At 55.9% G+C, this 22,792-nt stretch carries 17 protein-coding genes, 2 tRNA genes, 2 pseudogenes and 1 other annotated feature; of the genes and pseudogenes, 11 read left to right on the forward strand and 10 right to left on the reverse strand.

Features of this window, described 5'->3' with window-relative positions; translation table 11 throughout:
- Positions 1–4 precede the first annotated feature (4 nt).
- Positions 5–904, reverse strand: coding sequence for an ATP phosphoribosyltransferase (gene hisG, locus ACOT0L_RS00810; RefSeq protein WP_032623983.1), 900 nt, complete (start codon positions 902–904; stop codon positions 5–7).
- Between the two features lie 45 nt (positions 905–949).
- Positions 950–1,073, reverse strand: a sequence feature (His leader region).
- Positions 1,049–1,099, reverse strand: a complete 51-nt coding sequence (hisL, locus tag ACOT0L_RS00815; RefSeq protein ID WP_099516347.1) for a his operon leader peptide — start codon at positions 1,097–1,099, stop codon at positions 1,049–1,051. It overlaps the preceding feature by 25 nt.
- A 172-nt stretch (positions 1,100–1,271) precedes the next feature.
- Between hisL and ACOT0L_RS00820 the strand changes: the two genes are divergently transcribed.
- The 4 genes from ACOT0L_RS00820 to ACOT0L_RS00835 all read left to right on the forward strand — a co-directional run bounded on the left by ACOT0L_RS00820 (position 1,272) and on the right by ACOT0L_RS00835 (position 4,697).
- Positions 1,272–2,096, forward strand: coding sequence for an SDR family oxidoreductase (locus ACOT0L_RS00820; protein WP_006811206.1), 825 nt, complete (start codon positions 1,272–1,274; stop codon positions 2,094–2,096).
- A gap of 41 nt (positions 2,097–2,137) precedes the next feature.
- Positions 2,138–3,067 carry a LysR substrate-binding domain-containing protein gene (locus ACOT0L_RS00825; protein WP_022648603.1) on the forward strand — a complete coding sequence of 310 codons (930 nt, stop codon included), beginning with the start codon at positions 2,138–2,140 and terminating at the stop codon, positions 3,065–3,067.
- Positions 3,068–3,286: 219 nt separating this feature from the next.
- A complete protein-coding gene (gene yoeI / locus ACOT0L_RS00830; protein ID WP_099458931.1) occupies positions 3,287–3,349 on the forward strand; it encodes a membrane protein YoeI in 63 nt (20 codons plus the stop codon).
- Entirely contained in the window at positions 3,339–4,697 is a 1,359-nt protein-coding gene (locus ACOT0L_RS00835) for an APC family permease (protein WP_022648602.1), read from the forward strand. Before yoeI ends, ACOT0L_RS00835 begins: the two co-directional genes overlap by 11 nt.
- A 121-nt stretch (positions 4,698–4,818) precedes the next feature.
- Here the strand turns inward: ACOT0L_RS00835 and sbcB are convergent, their stop codons facing one another.
- Complete coding sequence (gene sbcB, locus ACOT0L_RS00840; protein WP_400211646.1) at positions 4,819–6,255, reverse strand: exodeoxyribonuclease I; 1,437 nt, start codon at positions 6,253–6,255, stop codon at positions 4,819–4,821.
- A 191-nt stretch (positions 6,256–6,446) separates the two neighbouring features.
- On the opposite strand from sbcB, the gene dacD reads away from it, so the two are divergent.
- The 4 genes from dacD (at position 6,447) to ACOT0L_RS00860 (ending at position 9,844) form a co-directional block, all read left to right on the forward strand.
- Entirely contained in the window at positions 6,447–7,619 is a 1,173-nt protein-coding gene (gene dacD, locus ACOT0L_RS00845; protein ID WP_148103177.1) for a serine-type D-Ala-D-Ala carboxypeptidase DacD, read from the forward strand.
- Positions 7,620–7,737: 118 nt separating this feature from the next.
- Positions 7,738–8,211: a DNA gyrase inhibitor SbmC gene (gene sbmC / locus ACOT0L_RS00850; RefSeq protein ID WP_126503249.1), complete on the forward strand. Its 474-nt coding sequence runs from the start codon at positions 7,738–7,740 to the stop codon at positions 8,209–8,211.
- Positions 8,212–8,302: 91 nt separating this feature from the next.
- Entirely contained in the window at positions 8,303–9,361 is a 1,059-nt protein-coding gene (locus ACOT0L_RS00855; RefSeq protein ID WP_126503247.1) for an FUSC family protein, read from the forward strand.
- A gap of 147 nt (positions 9,362–9,508) precedes the next feature.
- Complete coding sequence (locus tag ACOT0L_RS00860) at positions 9,509–9,844, forward strand: DUF496 family protein (protein WP_000450410.1); 336 nt, start codon at positions 9,509–9,511, stop codon at positions 9,842–9,844.
- 136 nt (positions 9,845–9,980) lie between these two features.
- On the opposite strand, the gene ACOT0L_RS00865 is transcribed toward ACOT0L_RS00860, so the two are convergent.
- A tRNA-Asn gene (locus ACOT0L_RS00865) sits at positions 9,981–10,056 on the reverse strand.
- 161 nt (positions 10,057–10,217) lie between these two features.
- Here ACOT0L_RS00865 and emmdR point away from each other — a divergent pair.
- A pseudogene (gene emmdR, locus ACOT0L_RS00870) lies at positions 10,218–11,701 on the forward strand (multidrug efflux MATE transporter EmmdR).
- A 103-nt stretch (positions 11,702–11,804) separates the two neighbouring features.
- Positions 11,805–11,880: transfer RNA gene (locus ACOT0L_RS00875), tRNA-Asn, on the forward strand.
- Between the two features lie 143 nt (positions 11,881–12,023).
- Here the strand turns inward: ACOT0L_RS00875 and ACOT0L_RS00880 are convergent.
- From ACOT0L_RS00880 to shiA, 3 genes are all read right to left on the reverse strand, one after another.
- Positions 12,024–13,796, reverse strand: coding sequence for an aminopeptidase P family protein (locus tag ACOT0L_RS00880; RefSeq protein WP_126504382.1), 1,773 nt, complete (start codon positions 13,794–13,796; stop codon positions 12,024–12,026).
- A gap of 15 nt (positions 13,797–13,811) precedes the next feature.
- Positions 13,812–15,266 carry an AMP nucleosidase gene (locus tag ACOT0L_RS00885; protein ID WP_022648595.1) on the reverse strand — a complete coding sequence of 485 codons (1,455 nt, stop codon included), beginning with the start codon at positions 15,264–15,266 and terminating at the stop codon, positions 13,812–13,814.
- A gap of 76 nt (positions 15,267–15,342) precedes the next feature.
- Positions 15,343–16,659: a shikimate transporter gene (gene shiA, locus ACOT0L_RS00890; protein ID WP_022648594.1), complete on the reverse strand. Its 1,317-nt coding sequence runs from the start codon at positions 16,657–16,659 to the stop codon at positions 15,343–15,345.
- 256 nt (positions 16,660–16,915) lie between these two features.
- On the opposite strand from shiA, the gene pagP reads away from it, so the two are divergent.
- Positions 16,916–17,491, forward strand: a complete 576-nt coding sequence (gene pagP, locus ACOT0L_RS00895; RefSeq protein WP_126504384.1) for a lipid IV(A) palmitoyltransferase PagP — start codon at positions 16,916–16,918, stop codon at positions 17,489–17,491.
- Here the strand turns inward: pagP and ACOT0L_RS00900 are convergent.
- From ACOT0L_RS00900 to ACOT0L_RS00910, 3 genes and pseudogenes are all read right to left on the reverse strand, one after another.
- Positions 17,488–18,453: pseudogene (locus tag ACOT0L_RS00900) on the reverse strand (acyltransferase). The gene pagP and the pseudogene ACOT0L_RS00900 overlap by 4 nt on opposite strands.
- A complete protein-coding gene (locus ACOT0L_RS00905; RefSeq protein ID WP_126504386.1) occupies positions 18,450–21,512 on the reverse strand; it encodes an efflux RND transporter permease subunit in 3,063 nt (1,020 codons plus the stop codon). The pseudogene ACOT0L_RS00900 and the gene ACOT0L_RS00905 overlap by 4 nt, the downstream one beginning before the upstream one ends.
- Complete coding sequence (locus ACOT0L_RS00910) at positions 21,512–22,597, reverse strand: efflux RND transporter periplasmic adaptor subunit (protein ID WP_185817728.1); 1,086 nt, start codon at positions 22,595–22,597, stop codon at positions 21,512–21,514. Before ACOT0L_RS00910 ends, ACOT0L_RS00905 begins: the two co-directional genes overlap by 1 nt.
- Between the last annotated feature and the right edge of the window lie 195 nt (positions 22,598–22,792).

Here is a 22,792-nt window from a genome sequence, read left to right on the forward strand (position 1 = left end):
GTCGTTACTCCATCATCTTCTCAATTGGCAGCACCAGAATGGAGCTTGCGCCCAGCGCCTTCAGTTTTTCCATGGTTTCCCAGAACAGGGTTTCGCTGCTGACCATGTGCATCGCCACGCGCTGCTGGTCGCCCGCCAGCGGCAGAATGGTTGGACGCTCAGCGCCCGGCAGCAGGGCAATCACTTCGTCCAGGCGCTCGGTCGGCGCATGCATCATGATGTATTTGGATTCGCGCGCCTGAATGACGCCCTGAATACGGGTCAGCAGCTTGTCGATGAGCTGCTGTTTAGCCTCCGCCATCTCGCCGTCGCGCTGAATCAGGCAGGCTTTGGAGCGGTAGATCACCTCCACTTCGCGCAGGCCGTTCGCTTCGAGCGTGGCGCCGGTGGAGACGAGGTCACAGATGGCATCGGCCAGGCCCGCACGCGGCGCCACTTCAACAGAGCCGTTCAGCAGACAAGATTTAAACTGCACGCCTTTTTGATCGAGGTAACGCTTCAGCAGGTGAGGGTAAGAGGTGGCGATACGTTTGCCGTTCAGCGCGGCCGGGCCATCCCAGGCTTCATCAACCGGCGTGGCCAGCGACAGGCGGCAGCCGCCGAAGTCCAGACGACGCAGGGTAAAGTAGCGCGGATCTTCGCCCTGCGCGCGGCGGGTTAATAACTCTTCTTCCAGTACGTTTTCGCCGATGATGCCGAGGTCAACGACGCCATCCATCACCAGGCCCGGAATATCGTCATCACGTACGCGCAGAATGTCGATCGGCATATTTTCAGCCAGGGCGATCAGGCGCTGGGTGTGCAGGTTGATTTTAATCCCGCAGCGGGCCAGTAGTTCGCGTGAATCATCGCTTAAACGGCCTGATTTTTGAATAGCTATGCGTAAACGTGAGTTATCTAACATTCTGTGTTCCTCGTTAACCTGTTTTAATCTGTCTGAATGCGGTCCAAAAAAAAGCCCCCGGAAGAAGATCTTCCGGGGGCTTTTTCATGCGTTCATGCACCACTGGAAGATCCAAACGTCTTCCAGCACACATCGCCTGAAAGACTAGTCAGGATGATGGTGATGATGGTGGTTTTTAAAAGGAACGCGTGTCATATAAATTCTCGTTGAATGCTTATGCATTTGATGTCTTTTAACCTAAACCAGTTGTACGCCATAAAGCAAGGGCTTTTTTTGATCATTAATTCATTTCATATTGATGGTATGAATTGTGCGTTCCATAAGGCTGGCGTAGCCTTATAACAGGCGTCGTTAAGCGGAGAATGTCATGAAAAAGGTCGCGATTGTCGGATTAGGGTGGTTAGGAATGCCACTGGCGATGTCATTAGCCGCGAAAGGCTGGCAGGTGACAGGGAGTAAGACCACGCGGGACGGGGTTGAGGCGGCGCGCATGTGCGGCATTGATGGTGTCGAGCTGCGTCTCGAACCCGAGCTTATCTGCGATACCGACGAGCTGGATGAACTGATGAATGTGGACGCGCTGGTCATTACCTTACCGGCGCGGCGCAGCGGGCCGGGCGAGACGTTTTACCTGCAGGCGGTGCAGGAGATTGTCGACAGCGCCCTGGCGCACCATATTCCGCGTATCATTTTCACCAGCTCGACCTCCGTCTATGGCGATATCGACGGTACGGCGAAAGAAAACACCGAGCGCCGTCCGGTAACCGCCAGCGGACGGGTACTGAAAGAGCTGGAAGACTGGCTGCACAATCTGCCTGGCACGCAGGTGGATATTTTACGCCTCGCCGGGCTGGTGGGGCCGGGGCGTCATCCGGGACGCTTCTTTGCCGGTAAATCCGCGCCGGATGGTCAGCACGGCGTTAACCTTGTACACCTAGAAGATGTTATCGGTGCGATAGAGCTGCTTTTACAGGCTCCGAAAGGGGGGCACATCTATAATATATGTGCGCCTTCGCATCCGCCACGCAGCACCTTTTATCCGCTGATGGCGCGCCAGCTGGGTCTGGCGCCGCCGGTGTTCAGTGAGGCGCAGGGGGAGCGCAAAGGCAAAATTATTGATGGCAATCGTATTTGCCATGAACTGGGATTTGAATATCAGTATCCCGATCCGCTGGTTATGCCCATGGAATAATTGCGCCGGCGGAGGCCATCGCACACCGCAAGGGGGCGAAGATGAAACCGTTGCTGGATGTTCTTGTTATTCTGGATGCGCTGGAAAAAGAGGGGAGCTTTGCCGCCGCCTCGGCGAAGCTCTATAAAACCCCTTCGGCTCTGAGCTACACCGTGCAAAAGCTCGAGAGCGATCTTAATATTCAAATTCTTGACCGCACTGGCCATCGCGCGCGTTTCACCCGTACTGGGCAGATGCTGCTGGAAAAAGGGCGTGACGTGCTGCATACGGTTCGCGAGCTGGAAAAACAGGCCGTCAAACTTCATCAGGGCTGGGAAAATGAGCTGGTGATTGGGGTTGATGATACTTTCCCTTTTTCGCTGCTTACCCCGCTTATTGAGGCGTTCTATCAGCGCCATAGCGTCACGCGGCTGGTTTTTATCAACGGCGTGCTGGGCGGCTCGTGGGATGCCTTAACGCAGGGCAGGGCGGATATCATCGTTGGAGCGCTGCATGAGCCTCCTCAACTGAGTGAATTTGGTTTCGCCCGGCTGGGCGTTCTGGAGCAGATCTTTGCCGTTGCGCCTCACCACCCGCTGGCGAATGAACCGGAGCCTGTTTCAAGACGCGTCATTAAAAACCATCGCGCCATTGTGGTGGGAGACAGCTCCCGCCCCGAGTGCGGCATTTCATCGCAGCTTCTGGATGAGCAGGAGGCCATCACCGTTTTTGATTTTAAAACCAAGCTGGAACTGCAAATAAGCGGCCTGGGGTGCGGCTACCTTCCCCGTTATTTAGCACAGCGCTTTATTGAAAGCGGCGCGCTGGTGGAAAAACAGGTTTTAGCGCAGAGCAGTAACGAATCGGTATGGGTGGGCTGGAATGAACAGACCGCCGGGCTTGCCAGCGCCTGGTGGCGAGACGAAATTTTAGCAAATAGTGCTATCGCGACAGTTTACACTCAGGCAGATGATGGGAAATCAACCAGTTAGTAAAATTAATTTATGGGCAGGTTTCTCAATGTATTGCCTTTTGTATCTGGAATAGGGCAAAATGCCGCCGCTGCAAACAAATGAATAATCGACGATATAAAAGGCGTCGGTTATTTTTTTTTGCATGTACGAAACGAAACTAAAAACCAAGAGGCCGGGCTTCGTACCGGATAGATATTTACTAAAATCCGACAGTTGTTGTCGCTGAGGAAGAAAGAAATGGGGCAATTTTTCGCTTACGTGGCGGTTATCACCGTAAAGGAGAATAACTATGTCGCATAACGCAACTCCAAACACCTCTCGCGTGGAATTACGTAAAACGCTTACGTTGATTCCGGTTGTTATGATGGGCCTTGCCTATATGCAACCGATGACGCTGTTCGATACATTCGGTATCGTATCAGGCCTTACTGACGGTCACGTTGCAACGGCGTACGCCTTTGCACTGGTCGCCATTCTCTTTACAGCGCTGAGCTACGGTAAACTGGTTCGCCGTTTCCCGTCCGCAGGCTCTGCGTACACCTATGCTCAGAAATCCATTAGCCCGGCTGTTGGCTTTATGGTGGGCTGGTCATCACTGCTGGACTACCTGTTCATGCCGATGATCAACATTCTGCTGGCAAAAATTTACTTCGAAGCGCTGGTACCTTCCGTACCGTCGTGGATCTTCGTTGTGGCGCTGGTGGCCTTTATGACCATCTCTAACCTGCGCAGCATCAAGACCGTGGCTAACTTCAACACCCTGATCGTGATCCTTCAGATGGGGATTGTTGCGGTTATCGTTGGGCTGATCATCTACGGCGTTTCCCACGGTGAAGGCGCAGGTACGCTGACCAGCACCCGTCCGTTCTGGTCTGAAGGTGCGCACGTTGTGCCGATGATCACCGGGGCGACTATCCTGTGCTTCTCGTTCCTGGGCTTCGACGGTATCTCTTCTCTGTCTGAAGAGACCAAAGACGCTGAGCGCGTGATCCCGAAAGCGATTTTCCTGACCGCGCTGATTGGCGGCCTGATCTTCATCGGTGCGTCTTATTTCTTACAGCTGTACTTCCCGGATATCTCTCGCTTTAAAGATCCGGATGCATCGCAGCCTGAAATCATGCTGTACGTGGCGGGTAAAACCTTCCAGTGGGGTGTGCTGATCTTCTCCAGCGTCACCGTACTGGCATCCGGTATGGCAGCGCACGCGGGCGTTTCTCGTCTGATGTACGTGATGGGCCGTGACGGTGTGTTCCCAACTCGCTTCTTTGGTTACGTGCATCCGAAATGGCGTACCCCGGCGTGGAACGTGCTGCTGGTGGGCGCAATTGCCCTGCTGGCAATCAAGTTCGACCTGGTAACGGCCACTGCGCTGATTAACTTTGGTGCGCTGGTGGCGTTCACCTTCGTTAACCTCTCCGTGATTTCGCAGTTCTGGATCCGTGAGAAGCGCAACAAGACGCTGAAGGACCACATCAACTATCTGGTGCTGCCAGTGTGTGGTGCCCTGACGGTGGGCGCCCTGTGGATCAACCTGGAAGAGAGCTCAATGGTTCTGGGTCTGATCTGGGGTGCAATCGGTCTGATTTACCTGGCTTGCGTAACGAAGAGCTTCCGCAACCCGGTTCCTCAGTACGAAGACGTCGCGTAAGACTGTGTCGGGTGGCGGCTATGCTCAACCCGACCTACAGTTTTGTAGGCCGGGTAAGCGTTAGCGCCACCCGGCAAAAAAAAGCCGGAGACATCGCCTCCGGCTTTTTTGTACCCGCTACTCAGACAATCTCTTGCGCGTACTGGAACAGCGCTTTCAGCAGCGCCTGTTTCTCAGCATCCCCTTCATACTGGCCGTAAAGCATCTCCAGCTCCTGGGCATAGCTATTAAGAAACTCCGGTGTAAACACGTTGCGCCGATGCTGTAACCAGCGCTCCTGCTCTGCTTCATCCAGCGAGCCGGGATAGTTGCGCGCACGGTAGTTAAACATCAGCTTCTCAATACGCTTATCTGCGAAGGTGATATCCAGCGCAGGCAGGTTACGCGGGTCGGTTTGCAGCACGATGTTCATCGCCGCGCGATCGGCATCGCTGAAGAAGCCGTTATAAAGCTGCGCATCCACATTCTCAGACGGCACGAACGGCTCTGCTTCGGCAAAAATGGCGACGACTTTCTCGCGCACCTGCGGGTTGTCGCGCAGCACTTTCAGGTTATCGAGGCAGTGCTGACGATTAATCCCCAGCCGGTCGGCGTCTTCCGGACGCAGCGTGTTGGCCTGCGCAAGCACCGGGCATTTATTGATGTGCACCAGTTTTACCGGTACGGCTGGCAGGTCACCCAGCGCCTCTTTCGGCGTATAAAGCCGTTCACGTAAGGTGTCGCTGTCGAGCTCAAGCAGCGGCGAGATATCCCCGGCAAGATCCACCATGATGACGGAGTTACGGTTGTCCGGATGCCAGGCAAGCGGCGCCACCCAGCTTGTGTTCCCGCGCCACGCGCCAAACATCCCTGAAATGTGCACCAGCGGTTTCATCTGCGGCACGTCAATCAGCGTCATCAGCTTTTGCTTGCTGCGATGGCTCAGCAGATACTCAAACAGGCGCGGCTGCGCGGTTTTTACGAGCTTCGCCATAGCGATGGTCGCGTAGACGTCTGCCATCGCGTCGTGGGCGTTGCTGTGCTCGATGCCGTTGGCCCGCGTCAGGTGCTCGAGCCTGAAGCTCGGCAAGCCGTCGTCGTTCTCCGGCCAGTTAATTCCCTCCGGGCGCAGCGCATAGCAGGCGCGCATAATATCCAGCAAATCCCAGCGCGAATTGCGGTTCTGCCAGCTCCAGGCATAGGGATCGTAGAAGTTGCGGTAGAAGATATTGCGCGTCACTTCATCGTCAAAACGGATGTTGTTGTAACCCACCACGCAGGTATTGGGCACCGTGAACAGGTCGTGGATGCGACGGGCAAATTCTGCTTCGCTAACACCTTTATCCCGCGCTTCCTGAGGCGTGATGCCCGTCACCATCACCGCGCCTGGCTGCGGCAGATAGTCATCGGCGGGCTTGCAGTAAAACACCTCGGGTTCGCCGATAACGTTAAATTCGTCATCGGTTCGGATAGCCGCAAACTGCGCCGGTCGGTCCAGCGCCGGATGGGTACCAAAGGTTTCGTAATCGTGGAACAAAAAAGTCGGGCGCGCGGCAGAGTCAGACACCAGTAATCTCATCCTGTTAAAAATTGACGTCTCTATGGTAAACGATTGGGGTGAGCAGTCCGAATAAAAAGCACCCTCAGGCAAGAAATTTGCGAGATTTGTTCCGAAAAAATCTGCGTGCTGTCACATTTTTTTGCAATTAAGGCAGGTAACGACATCAGAACTCCCGTAAAAAGGTCATCGATTTTTACTGACCTGAGGATATACCGTTGAAACGCCGTCTGTTTATTGCTGTTTCTTTACTCGCTTCGAGTATTTCATCCGCGCTGGCTGCCGAGCCGCTGGATTTTTCACCTCAGCCGCCTGCCATCCAGGCAGGATCCTGGGTATTGATGGATTACACCACGGGTCAAATCTTAACGGCGGGCAACGAACATCAGAAGCGTAATCCGGCGAGCCTGACCAAACTGATGACGGGGTACGTTGTCGATCGTGCCATTGATAGCCACCGCATCAGCCCCGATGACATTGTGACGGTCGGACGTGACGCCTGGGCAAAAGGCAATCCGGTCTTTGACGGTTCGTCTCTGATGTTTCTGAAGCAGGGCGATCGGGTTTCTGTGCGCGATCTCAGCCGCGGCCTGATTGTTGATTCCGGCAATGACGCCTGCGTGGCGCTGGCGGATCACGTGGCGGGCGGTCAGCCGCAGTTCGTCAGGATGATGAATGACTACGTTGAAAAGCTGAACCTGCGCGATACCCACTTCGAAACCGTACACGGGCTGGATGCACCGGGTCAGCACAGCTCCGCTTACGATCTCGCCGTACTTTCCCGGGCCATCATCCACGGCGAGCCTGAGTTCTACCACATGTACAGCGAGAAGAGTCTGACCTGGAACGGCATCACTCAGCAGAACCGCAACGGCCTGCTGTGGGATAAGACCATGAACGTGGATGGTCTGAAAACGGGACACACCTCGGGCGCGGGCTTTAACCTGATCGCCTCTGCGGTGGATGGTCAGCGTCGACTGATTGCGGTGGTGATGGGGGCAGACAGCCCGAAAGGACGTGAAGATCAGGCGCGCAAGCTGCTCCACTGGGGACAGCAAAATTTCGATACGGTGCAGATCCTGCATAACGGCAAAAAAGTGGGAACCGAACGCATCTGGTATGGCGATAAAGAGCAGATCGCGCTGGGCACGGATCAGGATTTCTGGCTGGCATTACCCAAAACGGAAGTGCCGAACATCAAGGCGAAATATGTAATGGATAAAAAAGAGCTGGAAGCGCCGATCGCCGCGCATCAGCGGGTAGGGGAGATCCAGCTGTACGATCGTGACAAGGTGGTAGCGCACTGGCCATTGGTTACGCTGGAGCGCGTTGAAAAGGGCGGCCTTTTCTCCCGCCTCGGCGATTATCTGCATCATAAACTCTAACCTTTTCGGGCAGACTGGCAGTGTTGCGAGTCTGCTCACATAATAAACACTCCTGGTTTGCCGATAATCTCGATTCTGCTTTATAGTGTATATATATACAGTAATAAACGGAGGCAGCATGGACTACAGCATCAGGCAGCAACAGAAACGTACGATCGCTGGCTTTCATCTCGTGGGGCCGTGGGAAAAGACGGTCAAGCAGGGATTTGAACAGCTGGTTATGTGGGTAGATGGACGTCATATTCAGCCGCAGGAGTGGGTGGCCGTTTATTATGACAATCCGGATGACGTGCCGGCGGAAAAGCTTCGCTGCGTTACCGCCGTAACGGTAGCGGACGATTTCACTATCCCTGATAACAGCGAAGGGGTAATGCTGACCGAAATTGCTGCCGGAGAGTATGCTATTGCCGCCGCGCGCGTCGAAAATCATGATTTCGCTACCCCGTGGTATCAGTTCTTCAACTCCCTGCTGGAAGACAGCAAATTCCTGATTGCGCCAAAACCCTGCTTCGAACGCTATCTGAACGATGGCAATGCTGACGGCTACTGGGATATTGAGATGTTTGTACCGGTAGAGCACAAAGTGGGATAATCCTGCGAAACGCAGGGTTTTTCAGCCGGGCGCGATCCACCCGGCTGAAAACACAGTACAATTGTGGTTTGCCGTAGAGCTGGAGACGGGTGTGCGCCCCGACAAGTCATTAACCCCTTTTGAAATTCGGTTATACAAACATTATCGCGTGGTGCACGGTTGCCGCATTGCGCTGGCGTTTGTGCTGACCTTCGTACTGGTTCGTTTGCTGGATATCCCGGAAGGAACGTGGCCGCTGATCACGCTGGTGGTGGTGATGGGGCCGATCTCATTCTGGGGGAACGTGGTCCCTCGCGCTTTCGAACGCATAGGCGGTACCGTTTTAGGCTCGGCGCTTGGGCTTATCGTCCTGAAGCTGGAGCTAATTTCATTTCCGTTCATGTTGCTGTGGTGCGCGGTGGCGATGTTTCTTTGCGGATGGCTGGCCCTCGGCAAGAAACCGTATCAGGCGCTGCTGATTGGCATTACGCTCGCGGTAGTGGTCGGCGCACCGGCGGGCGATATGACCACCGCATTGTGGCGAAGCGGGGACGTGATCCTCGGCTCGTTGCTCGCCATGATGTTTACCGGCATCTGGCCGCAGCGCGCCTTCCTGCACTGGCGCATTCAGATGGCAAACTACGTCACGGCATTTAACCGGGTTTACCAGGCCGGGTTTTCGCCGAATCTGATTGAGCGTCCGCGGCTGGAAAAGCACCTGCAAAAAATCCTTAATGATGTGGTCAAAATGCGCGGGTTAATTACCCCGGCAAGCAAAGAGACGCATATCCAGAAAGCCATTTTTGAAGCCATTCAAACGGTCAGCCGTAATCTGGTCTGTATGCTTGAACTGCAAATCAATGCCCACTGGGCCTCACGCCCCAGCCATCTTCTGATGCTCAACGCGCATACGCTGAAAGAGACGCAGCAGATGACGCAACAAACCCTGCTGACCATCGCTCATGCACTTTACGAAGGTAACCCACAGCCGATACGGGCGAACAGCGAGCGGCTGAATGACATCGTCATCGAGCTCAAACAGCTGATGAATGAGCGTCAGGGCGACAATGTGTCGGAAACGCCCATCCACGGCTATGTCTGGCTGAGTATGGAGCTGGCGCGACAGCTGGAGTTGTTATCGCAGCTGATTTGCCGGGCACTGCGCAAATAAAAAGCGTATGTGATGCCTGCTGCTTCGATTCAGCAACAATTAGGGTTATGATGGTTTTAAACGATATACTCATTGTCATTCGCAGCCGCTGTCTGTTAAAACGGTTGCTTTAACGAATCCGAATCTCACATTATCAGGGGTGTAAAAATGGAAACTACCAAGCCTTCGTTCCAGGATGTTCTGGAGTTCGTCCGCCTGTTCCGCCGCAAAAACAAGCTACAGCGCGAAATCCAGGACGTAGAGAAGAAGATCCGTGACAACCAGAAACGTGTCCTGCTGCTGGACAACCTGAGCGACTACATCAAGCCAGGTATGAGCGTTGAAGCCATTCAGGGCATCATCGCCAGCATGAAGAGCGATTATGAAGATCGCGTTGATGACTACATCATCAAAAACGCTGAGCTGTCCAAAGAGCGTCGCGACATCTCCAAAAAGCTGAAAGTGATGGGCGAAATCAAAAACGTCGACGCTAAAGGCGAGTAATCGCACACTCTGTTGCCCGGTGGCGCTGCGCTTACCGGGCCTGCAAGACCGTAGGTCGGGTAAGCGTAGCGCCACCCGACAATTTACGTGGCGCAGAAAAGCAAAAAGCCTGCTCTAAAAGCAGGCTTTTTTAATTTGGCTCCTCTGACTGGACTCGAACCAGTGACATACGGATTAACAGTCCGCCGTTCTACCGACTGAACTACAGAGGAATCGTTGTGGAGGCTTATCTTAGCGGCGAAAAAACTTTTGTCAAACCTGATCTCAGGCAAAAGTGATTGTTTGATGATTCTGTCGTCATTTTGTTGTAAATCCAAACATAATTTTATGGAAAATACTTTGCAGGATACGCATTTCTGCCCCATCATTTGAAATGGAGTTTCAACTTTCTCGTTAAGGCCCATTTTGAACGTCACCGCACCCCTGCGCCAGGCGATTATGCGCACGCCCTGGTATGCAAAACGTAAGAGTTATCGAGTTCTGTTCTGGCGTGAAATCACCCCCCTTGCTGTGCCTATTTTCCTGGAGAATACCTGCGTCCTGTTGATGGGGGTGTTAAGCACCTTCCTGGTGAGCTGGCTCGGTAAAGAAGCCATGGCCGGAGTAGGGCTGGCGGACAGTTTCAACATGGTTGTGATGTCCTTCTTTGCCGCTATCGATCTCGGTACAACGGTAGTGGTGGCGTTTAGTCTTGGAAAACTCGATCCAAAACGCGCCCGGGAGGCGGCCAGACAGTCGCTGATGATCATGACCCTCTTTTCGATCATCCTGGCGGCGGTTATCCATTATTACGGCAAAGAAATTATCGACATCGTCGCGGGTGAAGCGACAGGTGAAGTGAAGGACCTGGCGCTCACCTATCTGGAAATGACGGTGCTGAGCTATCCGGCGGCTGCCATCGCGCTGATTGGTAGCGGTGCGCTTCGTGGCGCAGGGAATACCAAAATTCCGCTGTTAATAAACGGCGGCATGAACATCCTGAACATCATTATCAGCAGCGTTTTGATTTACGGCGTCTTTTCCTGGGAGGGGCTGGGCTTTGTCGGCGCGGGATTAGGGCTGACCATTTCCCGCTATATTGGTGCGGCGGCGATAATCGGCGTACTGATGGCGGGAATTACGCCATCGCTGCGCCTGACGCTTAAAAGCTATTTCCGTCCGCTTAACTTCGCCATTATCTGGGAAGTGATGGGGATCGGGATTCCGGCCAGCATCGAATCCGTGTTGTTTAACGGTGGGAAACTGCTGACGCAGATGTTTGTTGCCGGGATGGGAACAGACGTCATCGCCGGCAACTTTATTGCTTTTTCCATCGCCTCGCTCATTAACCTGCCCGGAAACGCACTGGGATCGGCGTCGACGATCATCACCGGCAGACGCCTCGGAAAGGGGCAGATAGGGCAGGCGGAACGGCAGCTTCGGCATGTCTTCTGGCTTTCAACCATTGGACTGACGGCGATTGCGTGGGGAACTGCGCCTTTAGCCGGGCTGATGGCCTCGTTCTATACGCACGAAAATGACGTGAAAGAGGTCGTGAAGGTGCTGATTTGGCTCAACGCGGCGTTTATGCCAATTTGGGCCGCGTCCTGGGTACTTCCTGCCGGGCTGAAAGGGGCGCGCGATGCCCGGTTTGCGATGTGGGTCTCCATGCTCGGCATGTGGGGCTGCCGCGTCGTGGCGGGCTACACGCTGGGGGTAATGTTAGGTATGGGCGTTGTCGGCGTCTGGCTGGGGATGTTCCTTGACTGGGCCGTGCGCGGGGCGCTGTTCTACTGGCGCATGGTGAGCGGACGCTGGCTGTGGAAATATCCGCGAAAAAAACCGGAGCAGGAGGTTTCGGAAACGGCAAGTGCCTGACAAATGTGCGAAGTGGAGAATAAATCGGCAAACGATTGAAAATCTGCATTCACCCTTTGACATCCTCAGGGCGCATCGATAATATGCGCCCCGTTCACACGATTCCTCTGTAGTTCAGTCGGTAGAACGGCGGACTGTTAATCCGTATGTCACTGGTTCGAGTCCAGTCAGAGGAGCCAAATTTGAAAAGCCTGCTTTTAAAGCAGGCTTTTTGCTTTTCTGCGTTCAGTAAAATTGTCGGGTGGCGCTCCGCTTACCCGACCTACAAAAACATCGAATCGTAGGCCGGGTAAGGCGAAGCCACCACCCGGCAAAAGCCGCACTACCGGTTCACACGTATTGGCGCCGTTGCCTCCACCAGCCACGGCCGCGCATCGCTGTCCACCCGGGGTGAAAGCGCCTCTCGTACCTGCTGGTGGTACTCATCCAGCCACTGTTTTTCTGACTCGCTCAACAGATGCAGCTCCACCTGGCTTAAATCGATTGGGATCAGCGTCAGCGAGGCAAACTTACAAAATCCCGGACGGCTTTCGACAATCTCCACCTGGTTTTCAATGCGAATACCGTGGCTATCGCCCAGGTAGTAACCCGGCTCAATGGTCATAATATTGCCCGCCACCAGCGGCCACGGGTTGACCTTTTGCGCAAAACGGTGCGGGTTCTCGTGGATCAGAAGCTGATGCCCTACGCCATGCCCGGTGCCGTGGTCGTAATCCAGTCCCAACTCCCACAGCGGACGGCGCGCAAAGGCATCCAGCTGGTGCCCCTGAGTACCGGACGGGAACTGAAGGGTAATCAGCGAGAGGAAGCCTTTAAGCACTGCGGTGTAGTGCAAACGCTGCTGTGGATCGACCTTTCCCCAGGCCAGGGTACGCGTCGCGTCTGTGGTGCCGTTGCGGTACTGCCCCCCGGAATCATTCAGGTAAAAGTGGTCGTGGCCGATGGGCTTGTTGCTGGCCTCGCTTGAGTGGTAATGGCACATCGCCGCGTTACTCGCGGAAGCGGAAATGGTGGCGAAACTCGGCTCGACAAAGCCAGGCTGTTGCAGGCGGAACGCAAGCTGTTTCGACTGCACGTCAAGCTCGGTCAGCGGCATTCCCGACGCGGCCCGCTGAGGTACTTCCCGGCTCAGCCAGGCCAGGAAATTCACCCATGCCGCACCGTCCTGGTGATGGCATTCACGATAGCCCTCCAGCTCCACCGGGTTTTTCGTAGCTTTCATCAGGGTGATCGGGTCGGTCTGCCAGATAATTTCCCCCTGAGGTTCAACCGCAAAGCGTAACGCCACCGGTGCGGAATCGGGATCGATCATGACCCGCTTACCCTGCGCAAGCTGCCTACAGCGCGGGATAAAGGCCTCCTGAGGCGCAATCGTGAAGGCGTTCCGCACGGCATCCGGCAGCGCATTCAGCTTGCTATCATCCACAAACCATTCCACCGCACCCTCGCGGCTCAGCAGGGCAAACGACAGAGGCACCGGACAAAAGGGGATATCTGAGCCCCGCACGTTCAGCAGCCAGGCGATATTGTCCGGCAGGGTAACGGCCAGATAATCCGCGCGGTGCTCTGCAAGCACGGCGGCGGCGCGCTGGCGTTTGGCGGCGCTGCTTTCGCCGCTGATGTCTACAGGCATCTCGCGGATAAGCCCTGCGGGGGCGGCAGGGCGGTCAACCCAGAGGGTATCGAACGGAGAGCGCGCGAGCGGTACCAGTTCGCACGGCGTGGCCGAGAGCCGCGTAAACTCTGCATTGGTCATCAGCAGCGTATCAAAGCCGATGCGCGTGCCGGCCGCAACGTTTTTCGCCAGCCACTCGGCCAGCGGCTCGTTGTGCAGATGGTGGATCTCCACCTCGTCGAGATTGACCTGTACGCGGGCCTGAACCTGATAGCGTCCGTCAACAAACAGCAGCGCTCTGTCTTTCAGTACCAGCGCAAGCCCCGCCGAGCCGTCAAAGCCCGTCAGCCAGGCCAGCTTTGCATCATACGGTGCGCAAGATTCGCTCTGCCAGGCATCGGCGCGCGGCACAATCATCCCGTCGAGCTGATTGTCCTGTAGCCACTGGCGCAGGGCCGTAAGCGGTGATGTGGTGTGCATATTGTGTCCTTAGTATCACCTAAACGGTGGCTCATTGAAGGTGCGCAGCTTGCGGGAATGCAGTTTGTCGCCCTCTGCACGCAGTAAATCGATGGCGCGAATACCAATCTGAAGGTGCTCTGAGATCGCCCCTTCGTAGAAACGGTTCGCCTGACCCGGCAGTTTGATCTCGCCGTGCAGCGGTTTATCGGACACGCACAGCAGCGTGCCGTACGGGACGCGGAAGCGGTAGCCCTGCGCAGCAATGGTGGCGCTTTCCATATCGATCGCGACCGCACGGCTGAGATTGAAACGCAGGGCGGAGGCGGAATAGCGAAGCTCCCAGTTACGATCGTCGGTGGTGACGACCGTACCGGTACGCAGGCGCTGCTTCACCTCTTCACCCGGCATGCCGCTCACCTCTTTGGTGGCGTCGTACAGGGCGCGCTGTACTTCAGCGATACTCGGGATAGGAATGTCCGGCGGCAGAACCGCGTCAAGGACATGGTCGTCACGCAGATAAGCGTGGGCGAGGACATAATCACCAATCAGCTGGCTTTCACGCAGGCCGCCGCAGTGGCCGATCATCAGCCAGACGTCCGGGCGCAGTACCGCCAGATGGTCGCAGATGGTTTTCGCATTCGATGGGCCAACGCCGATGTTAATCAACGTAATGCCCTGACCGTCGGCGGTGACCAGGTGCCAGGCGGGCATTTGGTGCTTTTTCCACGCCAGGTCGGAGATGGCCTCTTCCGGTGCTTCGGTTTCTGCGGTGATCCAGATCCCGCCCGCGCAGGAGAGAGCGATGTAAGGGCTGTCCGGGTCAAGGATCTGGCTACAGCCCCAGCGGACAAATTCGTCTACATAGCGGGTGTAGTTGGTAAACAGTACGAACGGCTGGAAATGTTCGGCTGGGGTGCCGGTGTAGTGGCGCAGGCGTGCCAGCGAAAAATCGACACGGCGGGCATCAAAGTGCGACAGCGGTGAAAACTCTGCCGGGTGATAGATCCCGTCCGCCGTCTCATCGCCAATCTGCGACAGCTCAGTGGTCGGGAAATGGCGGGTCAGCCCCGCGCTCATGGAGCGATCCAGCGTCAGCGCTGAGCCGTCTATCACGTACGGGTAAGGGATCTCGTGCAGGGACGGTTCAACGCTGATATGCGCGCCGTAATCCTGATACAGCAGGGTAAGCTGCTCTTCCAGATAGGGGCGGAACAGCGCAGGTCGCGTGATGGTCGTGCTGTAACAGCCGGAGTGGGTGAAACGCGCATAGGCGCGGGTTTTCGGATTGCTGCTGGCGCTGCCGTCCCAGGTGACAGAGAGCGATGGATAAACAAAAAGGCCCTGGGTTCTGGCCTTTTCATCGGGAAGTTTCCCTGTTTCGATATAGTCACTGATGGCGCTGCGCAGTGCATTGACGGACTGTTCATACAGCGCGTCGAGTTTTTCCAGCGCCTGAGCCGGGGTCAGGCTGGAGCCCTTATTATTCATGTCTGTCTCCTTGTTCCACAGGTGTGCGGCTATACCCGATAGTATGTCACACGCCTGTGAAACAAAAGTGAGGAGATCAGCTGTGCGCGGTTTCCTTCATCAACAGGGCGGTGGCAGCAGAAAGCAGGCAACCTGCCAGCAGATAAATCGCCACGCTATGCCAGTTCCCGCCGGAGAACGTCACCAGCGCGGCGGCGATAAACGGCGTAAACCCGCCGCCGACCACGCTCGCCACCTGATATCCCACGCCCGCGCCGCTGTAGCGGTAGCTTGCGCCAAACAGCTCGGTAAACATCGGCTGCTGCACGCAGACCACCATATCGTGAGCGATGTTCGCAAGCATGATCGCGAAGAAGACAATCCAGAAGACCGACTGGGCCTCCAGCGCCATAAAGAACGGCCAGGCGCTGAGTGTGCCGATGAGCGCGCCCGTGATGTATACCCGTCGACGACCAAAGCGATCCGCCAGCCAGGCGAAGCAGGGGATGGTCAGGCAGCTGATCCCGCCCACCACCAGGCCAATGTTCAGGAACAATTCCCGCGGCAGGCCGAGGTTTTGAGTGGAGTAGTTGAGGGCGAAGGCGGTGACGATATACATCGTCAGCAGTTCGCACAGGCGCAGGGCGATAATTTTCAGAAAAGCGCCAGGGTGCTGCACCAGCGCTTCCATCACCGGCAGCCGTTTTTTCGCGACCGGTTTTTCGCGTTGCTGCTGCTCAAACTCAGCCGACTCTTCCATGCCGTTACGGATCCACAGGGCCACCACGACCAGCACAATGCTGAAGATAAACGGAATACGCCAGCCCCAGCTCAGGAACTGCTCGTCTGTCGTGAGCTGGCTTATGAGCGACACCAGGCCCGTGGAGAGCAGCAGACCCACGCCATAACCTACCTGCACGCCGCTGCTGTAGAACGCTTTCTTGTTCTTCGGCGCGCTTTCCACGGACAGCAGTGCCGCGCCGCCCCATTCACCGCCGACGGCAAAGCCCTGAATGGCGCGAAGCGTCACCAGCAACACCGGGGCCCACCAGCCAATCGATGCAAAGGAGGGCAAAATACCGATCAGCGCGGTGGCAATGCCCATCATCCAGACGGTGAGCATCAGCATGCGCTTACGGCCAAGGCGATCGCCGAAGTGGCCGAAAATTATCCCGCCCAGCGGACGAAACAGAAAACCGACGCCGAAGGTGGCAAACGCAGCAAGCGTGCCCATGGCGGGGCTGATCTGAGGAAAGAATTCACGGTTAAAGACCAGCGCAGCGGTAATACCGTAGAGCAGAAAGTCATACCAGTCGACGACGGCGCCTGCGAAGCTACCTAAAGCGGCGCGGCGGGCGCGGTTAAGCGAAGGTGTCTCCTCGTTGCGGCGAGCGGAGATGAGGGTGGAGTCCATAGTTGTCCTGTCTGTACTGATTTTTAATTATTGGTATAAGAAAAGGTCACTCACGTTGCAGCCGTCATATTGACGGAACGTATGAGACTACCGCGACAGACGGCCTGAGAAAACGTTTTTATCTTTCCTGAAAGCGCAGAATCAATAAATTTCATCTTATCGGGTCCCAATATAAATCAGCCTGTTTGGCTCCGGTTAGGGCTGAATGGTTTACAGTAATAATGATCGCTGTGTGACGTAAGCTGAGGGAATAACGATGCAACGCCTCTTTCCTGCACTCTGGGTAGTCCTGTTTTTGGTGGCTTCGCCGCTGCATGCGGAGGCAAAAGTCTACGGCGAACAGCGCATCCACCGCTGGTGGGATGCGGTAACAGACGATATTTCCCAGACCTGGGAGCAGCCGGATCGTTACGATCTCTACCTGCCGTTTCTGAGCTGGCATGCCCGCTTTATGTATGACAAAGAGAAAACGGATAACTACAACGAAATGCCGTGGGGCGGCGGACTGGGCGTTTCTCGCTACAACGACGAGGGCAACTGGAGCGCACTCTTTGCCATGATGTTTAAAGATTCACATAACGAGTGGCAGCCCGCGATGGGCTACGGCTGGGAAAAGGGCTGGTATCTGGATAACGCAAAAGATTTCCGTCTGGGGCTGGGGGCCGCCGCGGGGATCACCGCGCGCGACGACTTTGCTAACTATGTCCCGCTGCCGTTTATCTTCCCGCTTTTTTCTGCCGGATATAAGCGCGTCACCGTACAGTTCACCTATATTCCCGGAACCTACAACAACGGCAACGTGCTGTTTGCCTGGCTGCGCCTGGGCTTTTAAAGTGTGATCACTTTTTTGGCCACTGCGTTGGACAGAATCAGCAGCGAAAACAGGACCGACGTAACAAAGGTGAGCACAATCAGAGCAAGTTTGGTGCTCAGGGACGTTACCGGAATGAGCGCCGTCAGCAGGTGAAACACCGAGTAGTGCATGATATAGACCCCGGTCATCGTTTTGCTAATGGCGGCCAGCACGGACTCTTTAAACTCCGCATTGCGGCGAAAACGTACGCCGTTGGCCGCAATAACCAGGGCAATAATCAGGATGTAGATTTGCGATCCGGTGAGGATAAAGGCGTTTCTGTCCGCTTTAAATAGCGCAAAAAAGAAATGCCGTTCGTAAAACCACGTGAAGAGATAGATAAACGGTATGGCAATCACCGCTGCCCTGACCACATTTTTGCGGCCGATCCACGCCGCAATCTGCGGATCGCAAAAGAGCTGCCCCGTCAGATAAAACAGCAGCCACGTCCACAGGCGATACTGCGGCGACAATGAAAGCACGTGGACATCAGGATAGAGGGCTGACAGCAAATCGTACCCGTATGAGAAAAGCAGCAGGGTGACAATCACCCCGCAAAACAGCGTTCGCCGCTGGCTGAGCCACTCCACCGCCGGATGAAAAGTGTAAATCACGACAAATGCGAACACGAACCAGGGCTGGATAAGATATCCGCGCTGATAGGGCTCCCACAGGTAGTAAATGGTTACTCAGAACAGAAAGACGATCACCAGGCTTTTGATCTTATCCAGCTGCCAGCGCGTGCCGTGTCGGGATTGCCCATCCAGATACCCTGCAACCACAAAAAACAACGGCGTGGCGATGGTCGAAATGAAGGTTAAAAAACCGAGGATCCAGTGATAGTCATAATCGTAATGGTCCCAGGTGTTGTAGATGGTGAAGAAGGTGACCGCCGTCATACAGCCCAGCGTCTTGATGATGTTCAGCCCTGTCGCATTCATTGTTGTTCAGCTTCGTCCTTACGATGAAAACACGCGTAAATTACGGGGAGTACCAGCAGCGTCAGGATTGTAGCAAACCCAAGCCCAAACATAATCACAACGGCCATGCTCTGGAAGAACACATCCAGCAGCAGGGGGGCGAGGCCAAGCACGGTCGTAAAGGCGGTGAGCAGGATGGGACGCAGGCGCGACGTGGCGGCGTAAACGATCGCACTGTGCTGATCCTGCTGCGCTTTCTGCTGCTCTATCTCTTCCACCAGCACAATGCCGTTGCGGATCAGCATCCCGCTCAGGCTCAGCAGGCCAATCAGTGCCATAAAGCCAAAGGGGATCCCGGTAAGTAAAAAACCGGGCGTAACGCCGATCAGCGCCAGCGGCACGGTCAGCCAGATAGCGACGGCGTTTTTCACCGAACTGAACATCAGCACCGTGATCACAAACATCACCAGATACCCGAGCGGCAGCGTGGTAAATAGCCCCTGCTGCGCTTCGCTGGAGTTCTCCGCGTCCCCGCCCCATTCGATGCTGTAGCCGTGGGGCAGAGGCAGGGCATCTATTTGCGGCTTCACGCGGGCGAGAATATCGCCGGACGTTTGCTGGCTTAGCGGGTCAGGGTCGGTCTGCACGGTCAGCACGCGCGAGCGGTCGCGACGCAGGATCAGCGGATCTTCCCACTCCAGCGCGAAGCCGCTGACGACGTTGCTCAGCGGAATATACTGCTGACGGGTCTGGCTCCATACCAGGACGTTATTCAGGTGATTGGCGTCCAGCCGTTCACTTTCCGGCGGGCGCACCACCACGGGTAACAGGTCGCTTCCTTCTCTGTACAGTCCCGCCCGGCTGCCGGAGAAATTCATCTCCAGGGCGTTATCGACGTCCTGCTTATCCACGCCAAGCTCACGTCCCAGCGCGGTGACGTACTGCGGGCGGATCACTTTGCTGCGGTTTTGCCAGTCGTTCCTGACGCTGTCCGTCGCCGGATCGCGCGTAAGAATGTTGTCTACCTGGCTGGCGATCAGACGCAGCCTGTCCGGATCGGGGCCCTTAATACGTATTTCAATGGCGCTGTCACCGGAGGGGCCAAACATCACCCGTTTCGTGCTGGCATTAACCTGCGGGTAGTTCCGTGCGATGTACTCATCAACGTGGCGGGTCAGGGCGGGGATGTTACGCTGGTCGTCCATTCTCACCATGATTTGTGCATAGTTGCTGTACTGCCGCTGTCCGCTGTAGGTCAAAATAAATCGCATACTTCCCTGACCAATCGTCGAGACCGTAGTTTCCACGCCAGGCTGACCGTTAATGGTTTTCTCGATATCACCGGTCATCTTCTCGGTCCAGTTAATGTCGGTCCCGTAAGGAAGCCAGAGGTCGACAAAGAAAATTGGCGTACTGGATGAGGGGAAGAAGTTCTGCCGCACCGAGCCAAAGCCCCAGATGGCGGCAGCCAGCAGTGCGGCCATCACCATCAGCGTTGGCGCTTTACGCCGTAACAGCGCGTTGAGCACCGCCTGATAGATCCGATAGATGCGTTTGTCGTAGGGATCCGTTTTGTCGGCGTCTGGCGGTGCAGCGTCATGTTTAAACAGCCACCATTTAATCAGCACCGGCGTAATGGTGAGGGCTGAGAACCAGCTCAGCATCAGCGAAATCAACAGCACCTGAAACAGCGACTTACAGTATTCGCCGGTGGAGTCCTGCGACAGCCCGACGGGCGCAAAAGCCAGGATGGCGATGACCGTCGCACCCAGCAGCGGCAGCGCAGAGCGGCGAATAATAGCGTTAATGGCGTTAAGCAGAGGCGAGCCCTGCTGCCGGGCTATCAGTACCCCTTCGACAACCACGATGGCGTTATCGACCAGCATACTGAGGGCGATGATCAGCGCCCCCAGTGAAATACGCTGTAGTTCTATGCCCCAGAGATACATGATCAGCAGCGTGCCCAGCACGTTGAGCGCGAGGGAAAAGGCGATAATGAGCCCGCTGCGTAAGCCCATAAAGATCAGCAACACACCGACGACAATCGCCAGCGCCATCAGGAAATTAATGATAAATCCGTTGACGGAATGCCCGACCTCCGCCGCCTGATCGTAAAACAGGTCGATATGGATACCTGCCGGTTTCTCGGCTGACATCTGCTCAAGCTTCGCCTCCAGGGCATGTCCCACGTCGATCACGTTAACGCCGGGGATAAAGGAGACGCCCATGGTGACGGCTTTTCTGCCGTTGGCATGGTAGATGCTGGCAGGGGACGCATCCAGCCCACGTGACAGGGTGGCAATATCCCGTAAGCGGGTAGCCGCCCCAACGCCGGGCGGGGTCACTATGAGATCGGACAGCTCGTCAATACTTTCGAATTCTCCGGTAGGATGCAGACGAATTGACTCAGTACCGGAGGGGATCTCTCCCGCGCTGGAAACCACGTTCAGCCTGCTGAGCTGGGCAGAAAGCTGGTTAAGCGTAATCCCGCGCGCGGCCATTTTGCTCAGAGAAATGTCCACGTTAATCTGCTGGGTGAGGGCTCCGCCGATGGCCACTTTGCCCACGCCCGGCACGAGGACCAACTCCCGGCGCAGCTGCTCGGCATACCGGACCAGTTCCGGATTGCTGAATTCATCGCCGGAAATGGCAAAGAAAAAGCCGAACACATCGCCAAAATCGTCATTCACAAACGGGGTCACTACCCCCGGTGGAAACTGTCGGGCGGCATCTCCCACCCGGCGACGCAGTTCATCCCAGATTTGCGGCAGCGCATTTGAGTGGTAGCGCGAGGCTATATTGACCGTGATCTGCGACAGGCCGCTGGAGGAGATGGAGCTGACGTTATCCAGGTAAGGTAACTGCTGAAGCGCGTTTTCCAGTGGCAGGGTGACCTCTTCCTCAACCTGCTGCGCCGACGCGCCCGGATAATGAGTGATTACCACCGCCGTTTTGATGGTAAACGCCGGATCTTCCAGTCTGCCGATGTTCAACAGGGCAATAATGCCACCTACGCCCAGCAGCAGAATAGTCAGCCAGACGCGAACCGGGTTGCTGATAAACTGACGAGAGATATCCATTACAGTCCCCGTTCACGCGTCCAGATACGTACCGGCTGGTTGGGATGTAACTCCCCAACGCCTGCGGCCACCACGCGTTCACCCGCCTTAAGCCCACCGACGATGACGACCCCCTCAGCGCTGACTTGCCCGACACTGACCTTACGATCTTCCAGGTGCAACGTATCGCCTTCGCCCGTCACCACCCAGACGTATGGCTCATTGCGCGGGCGGTTATCCGGGTTAAAGACCGCTTCAACCGGCACCACCAGCGCCTCACTGCCCACGCCCGCCGGTAGGTTGGTTAAATTGATGGTGACCGTTCCGCTGACGCCGCCCACGACGGGAAAATCATCCGGGCGGGGCATGGTTAAAATCACCTGCCAGGTCAATGTGTTGCTGTCGCTACTGCCTGAGTGCTCTTTGTACACAGCGGTAAACTCGCGACCGGGCAGGGCGTTGATCCTCACTACCGGTTTGTACTGCGCATTGCGGATATCGAAGGTGTTAAACAGGTTCTCTGGAAGGCTGAACACCACGTCCAGCAGGTCGGTACGGGTCAGGGTGACGACGGGCTGGCCGGCTGAGACGACCTGATGATTTCGCACATGTACGCTGGCCGCTGTCCCGCTAAAGGGGGCGACGAGCGTCATCTGGCTTAATTCCTCGCGAGCAATCTGTAGCGCGGCGTTTGCAGAATCGCGGTTTGCGCGCTGGACATCCATCTCGGCCTTCGACACGGCCTGGCGTCCTGCCAGGGTCTGGAAGCGGTCGAATTGCCGCTGAGCCAGGGTCGCCGCCGTTTGCCTGTCGTTCAGACGCTGCCGGGCTTCGCGATCGTTAAGACTGGCGAGCCTTTGCCCCTGTTTGACAACGGCACCCTGGCGAATGTCCAGGGTCTCAATCTGCCCGGCACGTTTGAACGCGAGATCGGTGGCGTCGCCGGATTCGATACGCGCGGGAAATACGCGCTGCTGCGCGTTGCCGGCCTTCACCACCTCTGCGACTTTTACCATTTTTGGCAGGGGCGCGGCGCGGTCGGGTTTGGGGTCGCACGCCGTCAGCAGCAATAAAACAGCAGGCAGAAGAGAGAGGTAGCGCTTCACAGTATTCCCCTGATAATAATTGTTTTATTTATTTCGTCATCAATGCTGGGGTGGCACTATTCCGCCAGGGCCGAGACGACCACATAGGTAAATAAACCGATTGCTGTGCTGGCGATAATGGCAAGCGCAATAAACAAACCAAGGCGAATCAGGCTTAAACCGTACATGCATTCCTCCATGAGGTTGAAGGTGGCG

The organism is Enterobacter cloacae complex sp. XAL002, assembly GCF_049236805.1.
Taxonomy (GTDB): domain Bacteria; phylum Pseudomonadota; class Gammaproteobacteria; order Enterobacterales; family Enterobacteriaceae; genus Enterobacter; species Enterobacter intestinihominis.

What these genes read in the sequence shown, in the direction of transcription:
- ACOT0L_RS00860 (WP_000450410.1), top strand. Translation starts at nt 9,509, where the DNA reads ATGGAAACTACCAAGCCTTCGTTCCAGGATGTTCTGGAGTTCGTCCGC.
- sbcB (WP_400211646.1), bottom strand. Translation starts at nt 6,255, where the DNA reads ATGAGATTACTGGTGTCTGACTCTGCCGCGCGCCCGACTTTTTTGTTC.
- ACOT0L_RS00885 (WP_022648595.1), bottom strand. Translation starts at nt 15,266, where the DNA reads ATGAATAATAAGGGCTCCAGCCTGACCCCGGCTCAGGCGCTGGAAAAA.
- ACOT0L_RS00905 (WP_126504386.1), bottom strand. Translation starts at nt 21,512, where the DNA reads ATGGATATCTCTCGTCAGTTTATCAGCAACCCGGTTCGCGTCTGGCTG.
- ACOT0L_RS00825 (WP_022648603.1), top strand. Translation starts at nt 2,138, where the DNA reads ATGAAACCGTTGCTGGATGTTCTTGTTATTCTGGATGCGCTGGAAAAA.
- shiA (WP_022648594.1), bottom strand. Translation starts at nt 16,659, where the DNA reads ATGGACTCCACCCTCATCTCCGCTCGCCGCAACGAGGAGACACCTTCG.
- ACOT0L_RS00820 (WP_006811206.1), top strand. Translation starts at nt 1,272, where the DNA reads ATGAAAAAGGTCGCGATTGTCGGATTAGGGTGGTTAGGAATGCCACTG.
- ACOT0L_RS00835 (WP_022648602.1), top strand. Translation starts at nt 3,339, where the DNA reads ATGTCGCATAACGCAACTCCAAACACCTCTCGCGTGGAATTACGTAAA.
- pagP (WP_126504384.1), top strand. Translation starts at nt 16,916, where the DNA reads ATGCAACGCCTCTTTCCTGCACTCTGGGTAGTCCTGTTTTTGGTGGCT.
- hisG (WP_032623983.1), bottom strand. Translation starts at nt 904, where the DNA reads ATGTTAGATAACTCACGTTTACGCATAGCTATTCAAAAATCAGGCCGT.
- sbmC (WP_126503249.1), top strand. Translation starts at nt 7,738, where the DNA reads ATGGACTACAGCATCAGGCAGCAACAGAAACGTACGATCGCTGGCTTT.
- ACOT0L_RS00880 (WP_126504382.1), bottom strand. Translation starts at nt 13,796, where the DNA reads ATGCACACCACATCACCGCTTACGGCCCTGCGCCAGTGGCTACAGGAC.